The sequence below is a fragment of the Rhizobium sp. CNPSo 3670 genome (assembly GCF_057784555.1).
On sequence record NZ_JBXSOL010000005.1, the window covers coordinates 183,485 to 194,966 of the forward strand.

At 63.0% G+C, this 11,482-nt stretch carries 13 protein-coding genes; 10 read left to right on the plus strand and 3 right to left on the minus strand.

The genetic code is table 11. The features are described from left to right. Positions 1 to 12 precede the first annotated feature (12 nt). Complete coding sequence (locus AC13QO_RS07135) at positions 13 to 849, minus strand: AraC family transcriptional regulator (RefSeq protein ID WP_488540284.1); 837 nt, start codon at positions 847 to 849, stop codon at positions 13 to 15. Between the two features lie 158 nt (positions 850 to 1,007). Between AC13QO_RS07135 and AC13QO_RS07140 the strand changes: the two genes are divergently transcribed. Next, positions 1,008 to 1,196, plus strand: coding sequence for a YjiS-like domain-containing protein (locus AC13QO_RS07140; protein ID WP_488540340.1), 189 nt, complete (start codon positions 1,008 to 1,010; stop codon positions 1,194 to 1,196). 46 nt (positions 1,197 to 1,242) lie between these two features. Further along, the gene (locus tag AC13QO_RS07145; protein ID WP_488540341.1) at positions 1,243 to 1,977 is read left to right on the plus strand and encodes a class I SAM-dependent DNA methyltransferase; all 735 of its coding nucleotides are present in this window, start codon (positions 1,243 to 1,245) and stop codon (positions 1,975 to 1,977) included. 64 nt (positions 1,978 to 2,041) lie between these two features. Here the strand turns inward: AC13QO_RS07145 and AC13QO_RS07150 are convergent, their stop codons facing one another. Beyond that, positions 2,042 to 3,196 (minus strand): TadA family conjugal transfer-associated ATPase, encoded by a 1,155-nt coding sequence (locus AC13QO_RS07150; protein ID WP_245362218.1) that lies wholly within the window; start codon positions 3,194 to 3,196, stop codon positions 2,042 to 2,044. Further along, positions 3,196 to 3,327: a hypothetical protein gene (locus AC13QO_RS07155; RefSeq protein ID WP_257784635.1), complete on the minus strand. Its 132-nt coding sequence runs from the start codon at positions 3,325 to 3,327 to the stop codon at positions 3,196 to 3,198. Before AC13QO_RS07155 ends, AC13QO_RS07150 begins: the two co-directional genes overlap by 1 nt. 510 nt (positions 3,328 to 3,837) lie before the next feature. On the opposite strand from AC13QO_RS07155, the gene AC13QO_RS07160 reads away from it, so the two are divergent. Genes AC13QO_RS07160 through AC13QO_RS07195 form a run of 8 tightly spaced genes read left to right on the plus strand, consistent with a single transcriptional unit; the run spans position 3,838 to position 11,479 of the window. Continuing rightward, positions 3,838 to 4,041: a Flp family type IVb pilin gene (locus AC13QO_RS07160; protein ID WP_488540285.1), complete on the plus strand. Its 204-nt coding sequence runs from the start codon at positions 3,838 to 3,840 to the stop codon at positions 4,039 to 4,041. 13 nt (positions 4,042 to 4,054) lie between these two features. After that, positions 4,055 to 4,618, plus strand: coding sequence for an A24 family peptidase (locus tag AC13QO_RS07165; protein WP_488540286.1), 564 nt, complete (start codon positions 4,055 to 4,057; stop codon positions 4,616 to 4,618). A gap of 5 nt (positions 4,619 to 4,623) precedes the next feature. After that, positions 4,624 to 5,421 carry a TadE/TadG family type IV pilus assembly protein gene (locus AC13QO_RS07170; RefSeq protein ID WP_488540287.1) on the plus strand — a complete coding sequence of 266 codons (798 nt, stop codon included), beginning with the start codon at positions 4,624 to 4,626 and terminating at the stop codon, positions 5,419 to 5,421. Beyond that, positions 5,418 to 7,061, plus strand: coding sequence for a TadE/TadG family type IV pilus assembly protein (locus AC13QO_RS07175; RefSeq protein WP_488540288.1), 1,644 nt, complete (start codon positions 5,418 to 5,420; stop codon positions 7,059 to 7,061). The genes AC13QO_RS07170 and AC13QO_RS07175 overlap by 4 nt, the downstream gene beginning before the upstream one ends. Continuing rightward, positions 7,033 to 7,713, plus strand: a complete 681-nt coding sequence (locus tag AC13QO_RS07180) for a TadE/TadG family type IV pilus assembly protein (RefSeq protein WP_285195496.1) — start codon at positions 7,033 to 7,035, stop codon at positions 7,711 to 7,713. The genes AC13QO_RS07175 and AC13QO_RS07180 overlap by 29 nt, the downstream gene beginning before the upstream one ends. A gap of 1 nt (position 7,714) precedes the next feature. Then, positions 7,715 to 8,626 (plus strand): hypothetical protein, encoded by a 912-nt coding sequence (locus AC13QO_RS07185; RefSeq protein ID WP_488540289.1) that lies wholly within the window; start codon positions 7,715 to 7,717, stop codon positions 8,624 to 8,626. Next, complete coding sequence (gene cpaB, locus AC13QO_RS07190) at positions 8,623 to 9,561, plus strand: Flp pilus assembly protein CpaB (RefSeq protein ID WP_488540290.1); 939 nt, start codon at positions 8,623 to 8,625, stop codon at positions 9,559 to 9,561. The genes AC13QO_RS07185 and cpaB overlap by 4 nt, the downstream gene beginning before the upstream one ends. Positions 9,562 to 9,580: 19 nt before the next feature. Continuing rightward, the gene (locus AC13QO_RS07195) at positions 9,581 to 11,479 is read left to right on the plus strand and encodes a TadA family conjugal transfer-associated ATPase (protein ID WP_085780995.1); all 1,899 of its coding nucleotides are present in this window, start codon (positions 9,581 to 9,583) and stop codon (positions 11,477 to 11,479) included. The last annotated feature ends 3 nt before the right edge of the window (positions 11,480 to 11,482 follow it).

Below are 11,482 nucleotides of genomic sequence, written 5' to 3' on the forward strand. Positions count from 1 at the left end.
CCAGCGGACGCGTCATTGCGCCGGCCGCGCGGAAAATCCGGCGCCATGGCCCGGAAAGCTTCCCTGGAAATATTGTCCGGGGGAGACACCGAAGGCAGTCCTGAACACCGCAATGAAGGCGCTGGGGCCCGAGTAGCCGAGCGAGAAGGCGATATCGCCGACGCTTCGGCCGGCGGCGAGCCACTCCACTGCTTTGAGGAGTTTCGCCTGCTGACGCCAGGCGCGGAAACTCATGCCTGTCTCGGATTGGAAATGGCGCTGAAAGCTGCGGGCGGACATGGCCGCACGCGAGGCAAGTTCATCGAGCGGCCAATCGGCACCCGGTTCGTTGCGGATGTCCGAAGCGATGCTGCGGAGGCGTTCGGATGCCGGCGAGGGAAGCGACAGCGGCGCGACCGTACTCGTCTGAAGCTGGTCGAGAATGACGGCGACGAGTCGTTCGGCAGGGGCACTGCCGGCATTCGCGCGCGGTATTTCCAGGAAGGCCAGGATCAGTTCGCGCAGGAGCGGCGTCGTACCGATCACTGAGACCTCGGAGGGCAGGTTCACGACCGCGTCGGGCCGGAAGAAGAGGAAGCTGCGCTCCGTCTCCTGCAGGTATGTCACTTCGTGGAGGACGCCTGACGGCACGAACACAGCACGTTCGGGCGGAACGATGAAGTAGCCCCGCTCCGTCTCCAGCCGTAGCGAACCGCGCACGATCTGGAAAAGCTGAGCGCGGTGGTGCACGTGGAAAGAATAGGTTCGCCCGGCGGGCTCTGCTCCACCCTGAGCGACGGCGGTGTGCGGATAATCTCCAAATGCGTCTTCCGGTAGATGAACATTGGTCAGGTTGTCGCAGGCAATCATGGCGTCTCACACACATAATTTGACAGAATACCGATAACACGTCGGACGGCATTTCACTAGATTGATATCACCGCAACACAACTTGGACGTAGGTCATGACATTCGAACTCCGGCACATTGAAATTTCGGATCGTTTTGCTCCCAGCCTTCTGACGAAGATGGCAGCTTTGCGGTTTGCAGCGCCCGCCCTCCTCCGCTGGTGGCAACGGCGCGAAACGGAACAGGCACTAGAGTGGCTGTCGGACCGCGATCTGGAAGACATAGGCGTTGCCCGCCACGAGATTGGCGAGCTGGCTCGATCGCTTGGACCAATTGACGCGTTGCCCGCGAAGCGGCGGGCAAGGTGATGGCACTCCCGGTCCTCAGGCAACCGCTATCAGAGAGGTAAGTAAGATGCACGACGATGGTTTCTTTGACGATGAGGTCGCCGCTTCCTACGACGATGCTGACGGGATCTCGGCCCCGGAGGTCGTTGATCCGGCGGTCGATCTCCTGGCCGAGGTCGCAGGCGGCGGGCGCGTGCTCGAATTCGCGATCGGGACCGGGCGCCTGGCGCTGCCTCTTGCGCGGAAAGGGGTGGAGGTGGAAGGCATCGAGCTGTCGCGAGCGATGGTGTCTCGCCTTCGCGCCAAAGAGGGCGGCGCGGAGATTCCGGTCGTGATCGGCGACATGGCGACAACCCGTGTCGAGAGGCGCTTTTCCCTGGTTTATCTGGCTTTCAACACGATCAACAATCTGACGTCGCAGGAAGCCCAGGTCGCCTGCTTTCAGAACGCGGCCGCGCATCTTGAAACTGGCGGGCGCTTCCTGATCGAGGTTGGCGTCCCGCCGCTTCAGCGGCTTCCGCTCGGCGAGACGATCCTGGCGTTCGACCGCAGCGAGACGCATTGGGGTGTCGACGAGTTTGACGTGGTAAGCCAGAACTTCACGTCCCATCACATCCGGATGCGGGACGGGAACTACCGAAGCTTCTCGGTGCCGTTTCGTTATGCATGGCCAGCGGAATTCGACCTTATGGCGCGGCTGGCCGGCCTGAAACTCAAAGACCGATGGGGCGGCTGGAAAAAGGAGCCGTTCACAAAGGTCAGTGATCGACATGTCTCCGTCTGGCAGAAGATCGCAGGTTAGGCCAGGAGATGAACGGCGAGGTCGCTCGCGACCGTGGTCGAGCTCGGCCAGACCGATCTCCGCTTTACTCAGGCCGGTGAGCGGTCGCCACCGGCTTCATCCAGCTCGGGAGCTCCGCCTGGCTGCTTCCCAGCTCCTCAAAGGCTTCCGTGGCGAAGCTCGGCACGGCGCCTGTCCAGCGCAGCTCTCCATCCGCGTTGGAATGGCCGCCGCCGTCGAGCTTGTAGATGCTTTCGACGACATACTGGCCGTCATCATTGAGGCCCTTGATCTCGGAAATTTCGATGACGCGTCGCCGCCCGGTGCGCTTGAACCGGGCAATCTGGACGACGACGTCGACGGCGGAAGCGATCTGCGAGCGCAGCGGCCGCAGCGGCATGTCGATATCCGACATCAGCGCCAGGGTTTCCAGGCGGTGCAGCGCGTCATAGGGCGTATTGGCATGCACGGTCGAAAGGCTGCCGCTATGGCCCGACGTCATCGCCTGGATCATATCGAGCGCTTCGCCGCCGCGGCACTCGCCGACGATGATGCGGTCCGGCCGCATTCGCAAGGAAGAGCGGAACAGCTCGCGAATGCTGGCGCCGCCGCGACCGAACCTGTCGGGCTTGGTGACTTCGAGATAGACGACGTGCTCCTTGCGGATCTGCAGCTCCGAGGTGTCCTCGATGACGATGACGCGCTCATGATCGGCGAAGGCTTCCGACAACGCGTTCAGCATCGTCGTCTTGCCGGTGCCGGTGCCGCCGGAGATGATGACATTCTTCTGCAGCCCGACCGCCGCCTGCAGCAAGGACAGCGACTCCTCCGTCAGGCTTCCCTGGGTGACGAGATCGCGAATGCTGCGATGTTCTCTCAGGAAGCGGCGGATGGAGATGCAGAGCCCGGTTCGGGCGGCCGGCGGCTGGATCATCTGCACGCGCGAACCGTCCGGCAGACGGGCTTCGACGCTCGGTTCCTCCGGCGTCAGCCGCTTGCCTGAGAATTGCGCGATGCTGCGCGCCGCCGATTCCAGATCCTCGCGGCTGGCGAAGCGCGTATCGGCGCGCTCGAGCTTGCCTCGCCGTTCGACGAAGATGTCGGAGGTTCCGTTGATCAGGATTTCGGAAACGCTCGGATCCTCGAGCAGGAAGCGGATGGGCGCCAGGAGCTTGTCCAGCGCCCGGGTCAGAACCTGGAAGGTCGCCTGTTCGGCAGCGTCGTCGGAAACGGCTTTCATCAGAGCGGCATCCCGACGAGGACGGAGCTCATGCCGAACAGCGTCACCATCATCTGAACCGCAGTCGGAAAGAACAGCATCAGTGGAATGAGGACCAATGCAAGTATCAAGACGCTGCTCATCGTTTCCATGGTTTTGTCTCCGGAACGACTGACTGGCCATAGCCAATATTGAAGACGAGCTTAATCCAGATCGGCAAGCAATGCCATGGGGGCGCCCTCGCCCGCCCGCCACTATGGGCGCGTTGCTTCCGTCTGTTCTATCACCTTGAAACAATTGGCCAATAATGGAGCAGCTGACGATATTTGCGAAAACGGCTTCACTGGATGCCTCACCCAAAAAAATTACCGCTTAATCAGCCGGTTAGCGTGAAAACGTCACCGTCAACCGCATTCCTTCAAGCGACGCCTCCAAGACAATTGGAACCCTGCCTTCCGTTTGCTTGACGGAGGGCTGGCCTTGGGCGCACTCTTGGGTCTTAATGATGTTGCTCAACAAGCGTTGGCGACCGGGGAAGAAAAGCAGAAGCAGAAAAAATCATTGGAACGAGCAACGTGCTGGTTCGGATCGATAGCGTATGCTTGCTTCTTCTTCACTAAGGTCTTCGATCCGAAACAAACCAAGGAACGAGGAATACGCAGATGTTCGGAAAACTCAAGACTCTCGCAATTGCACTTCACAGGGACGAACGCGGCGACATGGCCCAGATCGTCCTGGCCGTCGCCCTCATCGTCATTCCACTCATGCTGATCCTGCTCGCATTCGGCACCAAGATCGCCGGATGGTTCAACGAGAAGAACGAGGCCCTTACCAGCGCCGAGAGGATCCCCGAGCCGGGCCAATAAGCGGATCCGTGTCATGGATATGACCTACGATCTGACCCAGATGCCAACGGCGGCGGCTCTTGCCGTCGCCTGCGCCACGACCGCGGCGGTGTTCGATCACCGCCATGGTCACATCCCGAACGCGGTGACCTATCCCTGCCTGCTTGCCGGCTTCATGCTGGCAGCGATCAGCGGCGGTCTGGCAGGGATCGGCCTTGCTTTTGCCGGCCTGCTTGCTGCAGGCACGATCTTCATTATCGCCTTCGCAGCCGGAAGCTGCGGCGGCGGCGATGTCAAGCTGATGGCGGCGCTCGGCGCCGTTCTCGGCCTCTGGCCCGCCATCGACGTGATGCTCGCATCGCTGATGATCGGCGGCATGATTGCGGTTTTGTCCATGGCGCGGCGGGTTCAATGGGGCGCGCTGGCGCGAACCGTCGGACTGTTCGCCCTGCTTCTGCCTGTCGGCATTCGAAGCGCCGCTTCTGTGCTGAAACCGCGCGAAACCCATCATACCATCCGTTTCGGCGTCGCCGCCGCTCTCGGACTTCTCTGGTGCCTGTTCATGCCTGATTTCACCCCTCTTGCCCTCGTGAGGTAACGGCAATGCGCGCGGAACTCGAACGCCCCACTTTCGACGGTGCTTTCTGGAGTTCGATCCTGCACTCGCGGACCTTCTGGATCCCTGAGGATCATGGCGCACTTCTCGGCACCTTCGCGATCGCCATGCTGTTGCTAACCTCGATGCTGCTGCTGCCGCGGCTTTCCGCCCGCCGGCGGCGGATATCGGAGCTTCACGGCGATATCTCAGGCAGCACGACGATGATGGATTTCGTGCTGGTCACGCCGATCTTCGTCTTCTTCATGTTCGTGGTCTTCCAGTTCACGATCCTGGCGAAGAACCACCTCTTCACCCATTATGCCGCCTATGCGGCGGCGCGCAGCGCCCGCGTCTATTTCTGCCCGGCCCTGCCGATCACCATCCACAGCTTCATCGGCCCCAAGACCTGCGATAACGACGCTGCAGCGGGCAAGGCCGATCTTGCCGCCCGCCTGGCGCTGATCCCGGCCGCTCCCTACGACCAGCTGAAATGCGTCGGCGCCTGCCAAGCGCCGGAAGAGGCGCTGAAGAGCCTTGCCGACGCCTCGGGCCTGTCGAAGAACTGGCGCGCGATGCGCAACCAGGCGCGCTACATGTTCGACCCGCAGAACGTTACGGTCACCGTCGACCGCGCCCCGATGGCGCTCTATGCCGCCATCAACCGCTCGCCGCATGTGCCCGTGACGGCCAAGGTCGAAGCGCGCTTCCTGCTGCTCGAATATGCCGGCTGGGTCTTTGCCCGCGGCCAGCGGAAGGATGGGCGCTACTATACGATTTCGACGGCGGAGGTGAACCTGTTATGACACCGTCCTTCATCCATCGCCTGCACCGCGACCAGCGCGGCTTCCTGTCTCCGATCATCCTCTACATGACGATTGCGCTGGCGCTGATGATCGTCTGGATCCTGAACACCGGGCAGATGATCTACGACAAGCAGCGCACCCAGGATACCGCCGATGCCGCCGCACTCGTCCATGCCGATTGGGAGGCGCGTTATCTCAACATCATGGCGATGAACAATGTCGCCTCCTCGCAGGCCACCGTGGTCATGGCGACCTCGGTCGCCTATCAGCTGACCACCGCGGAACTGGCCCTGCGCTCGGCCGCCATTTTGGCGAAACTCGCCCAATATTCCTTCACCGAAGGCTTCGGACCGGCCTCGCTCCTGCCGCCGCTGCCGCCGATGCCCTATTGCCCCGGCTGGCAGAAGGTTCCGATCGTCGGCGGCATCATCTACGGCGCTTGCCTGGCATTCCAGGGGTTCCGGGCGACCGAAGCCACCAAGGCGATCGCCTATACGGTGGCGGCGCAGGTCAAATACGATCCGCTGGGTCTGATCAATAAAAGCAGCGACATTATCGATGCGATGAATGACCTGAACGACTATCTGGTCGAAAGCTTTCCTGAGCGGGTCGGCAACGACGCCTTGCATCTGGTTCGTTTGAACAAGTCGGATCACGTCGTCTTCCATCCGCCCTGCGAATCCTGCGGTCAGGCCGGAGAAGGCGCCGGCGGCAACCTGCCGGTGGATCGCGACGGCGTCAATCCAGCCGCCGCCTATACGGAAATGTGCCTTGCCATGTCCTATGGCACCCAGGGACAGGATCCGTTCCTGATGCGCGGCGAATACGCCAATCGCGGCTTCCCCGACGGCAAGGGTCCTTTGACGGCAGGCGGCGTCGACGGCAGCCATATCCGCGACTGGGTCAACCACGAGAGCGGCATCGACGATCAGCTGGTGGAGTTCTACATCTTCTACGAAGCCTTTGGGCCGGCCTATCTGAGCAAGGTCCCGTTCAAGGCGATTGTCGAGCAATATGCCGGCGATCTCAGCTGGTGGCAGGAACTGGCGCTCGATGCCAGCTTCTGGATCGCCGACAAGGTCTTCGGCGTCGGCTTCGGCATCACCAACCCCTTCCAGCTGCCGATCGACGTGCCGCCGCGTTATTCCGACAAACAGACCAAGGACGAGAACGACTTCACCCGCAAGTTCGACATGATCTGGAACCAGGTCTGCGGCCCTGGGGGCGGGGCGATCTCGGTGACCGGTGTCAGTCTCCCGCTTCTCTCCTTTCCGAAGCCCTACTGGCTGAAGGGACGCATTCCCTTCAACTTCACGCCCTTCGGCGGCGACCAGCTCACCGACTACCAGACGCTGGCGATCGTTTCGCGTGCGCCGCGCGCCAGGCTCCAGGTTCGTCTGTTCAAGGACAAGACGCCGTCCGCTTATGCGCTCGCGCAGAGCTGGGTCCATAATTACACGGCCTTCGATCTCTACACGCAGGACTGGCTTGCCTCGCTGGCGCCAGCGACACTCGCCGACGATATCGGCGCTGTTTCCGGCACCATCAAGCAAAGCCCGGCCGCCGACAGTTTCACCGGCCTGACACGCGTCTTCGACCAGGGAGGAGCCAATGCCTGGGCTGCCGTCAACACACACTGAGCAAGCCGGTGACGCTCCGGCCGGCGGGTTCATGATGCGGCTGCACCGCGATCGGCGCGGTCTTGCCTCGATCGAATTCGTGCTCGCCGCGCCGGTTATCCTGCTGATCGTGATCTTCGTCATTCACGCCAACAAGATCTCCACCAAGAAGGTCGCGACCATGCTCGCCATGCGCAATGCCGCCTTCGCCGAGGCGAGCGGCCTGAATTGCACCTCTGATTTCTCCAACGTCTTCCCGATCCCGGCCTTGCCGGCCCTGCCTGGGGGAGACGCGATCAACTGCTCGCGCACCCCTTCGCATGAAGGCGACGGCGATCCTCAGCGGACCTTTGTCTGGGATGACGTGCAGAAAACCCTCAAAGGCAATGGTCGCGACTTCGGCGATATGGTCGGCGAGCTCGCCGACGAGAAGCCGCAGCTCGTCACCGCGACCGCCGACCGTGTCTACAAGTTCAGGGATTCCGACGATCTCGACACCATCCGCAGCATCCGCTGGAAGGATGCGTTCACGGTGGACGACTCGACGCTGTTTATCTCGCACAACAACGATACCACGCGGCGCGGCTACGACCCGACGCTGCGTCGGGAAATCCGCGATGTGGCCAGCGATTCCGGCGATCTCTTCGACGGCGTCTTTCCGGGGGCGAAGTGACATGGCACAGCGGTCGCGCATCTCCGTTCATCTCCTCGGCACCGCCCTGGTCGTCGGCCTCGCCGTGATGGCTACACCGGGCCGCGCCGAGATCTACAAGGATATCCGGGTGACGCTGAATTCGATGCTGGCCGGCATCCTCGGGGCGCCGGAACGGGCGCCGCGTGATCTCGTCATCAACGGCCAGCCGCTCGAGTTCACGCCCTACCAGAGCGATCGCAGCATTGCCGATATTACCGACGAGTGGCTGCGGGTGCTCGCCGCCAATACGCGGCCGGCCATGCCGAAAAGCAGTGACCGGGAGGAACTGACCGCCGTCATCGCCGCCAACATGATGATCGTCCCGAAGGTGAGCCGCATCCGCGACGATCTCGCCGTTGTCGTGCGCTTCTTCGACGGCGACGGCGAGGCTGCGCTCGACTACATGAGACAGCAGGATCCGAATGATCCTTCGGCGAGAGCGCCGATTCCGGGCGTCTCGATCATGATCAGGCGGCCTGCCGATGCGCCGATGACCGAAGTGCTGATGAGCCGCTTCGACGATGTCGCCGCCACGCTGCCGGCCTTCGCCGCCCCTGCCGATGTCGCCAAGCTGCCGATGTCGCTGCGCCCGTCGGCCGGCGTCGAGGTGCTGAGCGATATCGGCGACCATGACAAAGGCCATATGTCGCGCACGGTCGTGTCGAAGGGCACGCTCGCCGCCGCGCGCTGGTCCGATCAGCGCGCCGACCTGCTTGTCCGCGACGGCTTCACCATCGAAACGCCGCCGGCTGAGCGCGGCGGCGTCACCGCGCTTTACGGCCGGCGCGGCAGCGTCGAAGCCAATGTTCTCTACACCAGAAGCAGAACCGACGGCAGGACCGTTGAGGTCATTCAAATCAGGCAACCCTTCGTCGAAGGAACAACACCATGAACTGGAAGCTCATTGCCGCTGTGATCGTCGGGCTGATCACCGGCGTTCTCCTCTACTTCTGGACAGAGAGCGTCAAGAACGAGCAGGTGGCCTATGCCTTCATGCGGCTGCAGCCCGACAAGAAGGTGACGAGAGGACAGGCGATCACCCCCGACATGCTCGCCGAACCGGTGATGCTGCCGGAAAGCTTCGGGGCGCTCGCCAAGCTCGCCGTGCCTGCCGCCAGCGCCTATCAGGAATGGCTGAAGGACCGGACGGCGGCGGCCGACATTCCGGCCGGCTCGGTGCTGCTCTTCCAGTATTTCGACGATACCGACGGCGGCCGGCTGACGACGATGATCGCGCCCGGCAAGCGGGCGCTGACCCTGCCGGTCAACGCCGCCGAGGCGGTCGGCCATTTCGTCGAGCCGGGCAGCTATGTCGATATTCTCGGCACGGTCGACGAACCGGTCGAGCCGGTGGCGCCGCCCGCCGCGACGCAGCCGGGAACCCCTGGGCAGCCACCGGCCGCACCCGGCCAGACGCCCGCCGCAACCACGCAGCCCCAGGCTCCGGCCCAGCCGCCCTCGCCGGTCGAGCAGATGCTGAAGAATTATCTCACCCAATATCCGGGCGCCGACGAGAACGACATCAACGCCTACCGGAAGCAGGCGCAGGACTACAAGCTCGGCATCAGCTCACGCACCCGCGTCGTCACCCGCACCTTCCTGCAAAACGTCAAGGTGCTCGCCGTCGGGGCGGCAACCACGCCGGAAGGTGCGGTCACCAAGGCCAATAGCAGCTATAATCACGTGACGGTCGAAGTGACGCCGTCGGAAGCCGAGATGCTGATCTTCGCCATGGGCCAGGCGAATGGCAGCCTCAACCTCGTGCTGCGCAATCCGACTGACAACAGCGTCGAAGACCTGCCGAGCATCAACTGGACGCGCATGTGATCGTTTCGGGGATTGAGCCATGCTGTTGAAGATTTCCTATGAGGACGGCAGCGGACGGGAGGTGATCCCGCTCTCGGCGAACGAGACCTATTTCGTCGGCGAAAGCAGCACGCTTTCGCTTCCCGCCGGCGCCGGCGTCGTGCGCCTGCGCGGCAGCCACGTCTCCTCGCCGCAATTCGTGTTGCGCAAGTCCGGCCAGGGATGGTCGGTGCAGCATCATGGCCGCAACCCGACCCGGGTCGACGACCAGCCGCTTCGGGCCGGCACGCCGGTGGCGGTCTCGGCCGGCATGTCGATCTGGGTGCCGAATGTCACGATCGAACTCGTCGAGCCGGCGGCGGCGCCGGAGGCGGTGACGCAGTTTCCGGACCAGGAGCGGGTGCTGGCGCTGCAGATGGAGATCCATGAGCGGTTGCTAAAAGACACGCAATATGACCGGCTGGTGAAATCCTCCGATTTCGGCCGCGAGGAGACGCGCAGCCGCATCCGCGAGCGCCTCGACCTGTTCATCAAGGAGGCGCTGGACGCCGCACCGCAGGATCTCGTCATCCTCGTCATCAAGAACGCCGTCTACCGGTGGCTGGCAAAACGCATTGCCCGCACCGGCCGGCGCGACGGCGCATCGAATGCGGCAAGCCTCGCACGCGAAGAGCAGGACAACCGCCGGCTCTTCGATGTCGGCAAGGCGCTGATCTCGGCGCTGCAGCTGAAGCTCAACTTCGAATCCACCCGTTCCGACTTCGCGCAGCTCGACACCAAGTTCGGCGCCGCCTTCCAGGCCAGGCAGGCGCTGTTCAACGCCGGCGACCGCTACGAGATCGCCCATATGCACCTGCGCTCGAATATCGAGGAGCTGATGTATCGCTGGGGCACGATCTCGGAACTGATGGATCTCGACGTCATCTCGGAAATCATGGTGACGCGGTACGACGAGATCTATGTCGAGAAATTCGGACTGCTCGAACGCTATCCCTTCGCCTTCGCCAATGAGCGGCAGCTGATGAAGGTGATCGAGCGCATCGCCGTCGATTCCAACCGCTCTATCAACGAGAGCGAGGCAATGGCCGACTTCCGCATGCCGGACGGTTCGCGCGTCAACGCCGTCATCCCGCCGCTCGCCGTCAAGGGCGCCTGCCTCACCATCCGCAAGTTCGGCGGCAAGTCGCGGCTCGATATCAGCAAGCTGGTGGCCGCCGGCGCCCTCAGTGAACCGATGCGCGCCTTCCTCGAGGCGGCGGTGCGCGCTCGCAAGAATATCGTCGTCTCAGGCGGCACCGGCTCCGGCAAGACGACGCTGCTGAACAGCCTGTCGCAATTCATTCCGGTCGGCGAGCGCGTCGTTGCCGTCGAGGACACGTCCGAACTGCAGCTCGACGGCATTCACGTTGTCTACCTGCAATCGCGGCCGAAGACGGCGGAGAGCGAAACCAGCGTCACCATCCGCGACCTCGTGCGCAATGCGTTGCGCATGCGCCCCGACCGCATCATCGTCGGCGAGTGCCGCGGCGCCGAGGCGATCGACATGCTGCAGGCGATGAACACCGGCCATGCCGGCTCGATGACGACGGCGCATGCCAACACGCCGCAGGACATGATGACCCGCCTTGAGGTGATGGTGCTGCAGGGCCAGAGCTCGCTGCCGGTGACGGCGATCCGCCAGCAGATCGTCGCCGCCGTCGAGCTCGTCGTGCAGCTCAACCGCCTGGAAAGCGGCCGGCGCGCCGTCACCGAAATATCCGAGGTGATCGGCATCGATCCGGATACCGGCCTCATCATCGTCGAGCCGATCTTCAATCTCGTCGGCCGCGCCGGCGGCCAGGCGGTGCATGCCTTCACCGGCTATCTGCCGAGCTTCGTCGCCGAACTCGTCGCCTTCGGCGAAGACGGCGAGATCAAGAACCTCGATATGTTCGTTTGAGGG

Bases quoted from the DNA above. Each gene is read 5' to 3' on its own strand.
- AC13QO_RS07135 (WP_488540284.1), bottom strand. From the start codon at position 849: ATGATTGCCTGCGACAACCTGACCAATGTTCATCTACCGGAAGACGCA.
- AC13QO_RS07140 (WP_488540340.1), top strand. From the start codon at position 1,008: ATGGCAGCTTTGCGGTTTGCAGCGCCCGCCCTCCTCCGCTGGTGGCAA.
- AC13QO_RS07145 (WP_488540341.1), top strand. From the start codon at position 1,243: ATGCACGACGATGGTTTCTTTGACGATGAGGTCGCCGCTTCCTACGAC.
- AC13QO_RS07150 (WP_245362218.1), bottom strand. From the start codon at position 3,196: ATGAAAGCCGTTTCCGACGACGCTGCCGAACAGGCGACCTTCCAGGTT.
- AC13QO_RS07155 (WP_257784635.1), bottom strand. From the start codon at position 3,327: ATGGAAACGATGAGCAGCGTCTTGATACTTGCATTGGTCCTCATTCCA.
- AC13QO_RS07160 (WP_488540285.1), top strand. From the start codon at position 3,838: ATGTTCGGAAAACTCAAGACTCTCGCAATTGCACTTCACAGGGACGAA.
- AC13QO_RS07165 (WP_488540286.1), top strand. From the start codon at position 4,055: ATGGATATGACCTACGATCTGACCCAGATGCCAACGGCGGCGGCTCTT.
- AC13QO_RS07170 (WP_488540287.1), top strand. From the start codon at position 4,624: ATGCGCGCGGAACTCGAACGCCCCACTTTCGACGGTGCTTTCTGGAGT.
- AC13QO_RS07175 (WP_488540288.1), top strand. From the start codon at position 5,418: ATGACACCGTCCTTCATCCATCGCCTGCACCGCGACCAGCGCGGCTTC.
- AC13QO_RS07180 (WP_285195496.1), top strand. From the start codon at position 7,033: ATGCCTGGGCTGCCGTCAACACACACTGAGCAAGCCGGTGACGCTCCG.
- AC13QO_RS07185 (WP_488540289.1), top strand. From the start codon at position 7,715: ATGGCACAGCGGTCGCGCATCTCCGTTCATCTCCTCGGCACCGCCCTG.
- cpaB (WP_488540290.1), top strand. From the start codon at position 8,623: ATGAACTGGAAGCTCATTGCCGCTGTGATCGTCGGGCTGATCACCGGC.
- AC13QO_RS07195 (WP_085780995.1), top strand. From the start codon at position 9,581: ATGCTGTTGAAGATTTCCTATGAGGACGGCAGCGGACGGGAGGTGATC.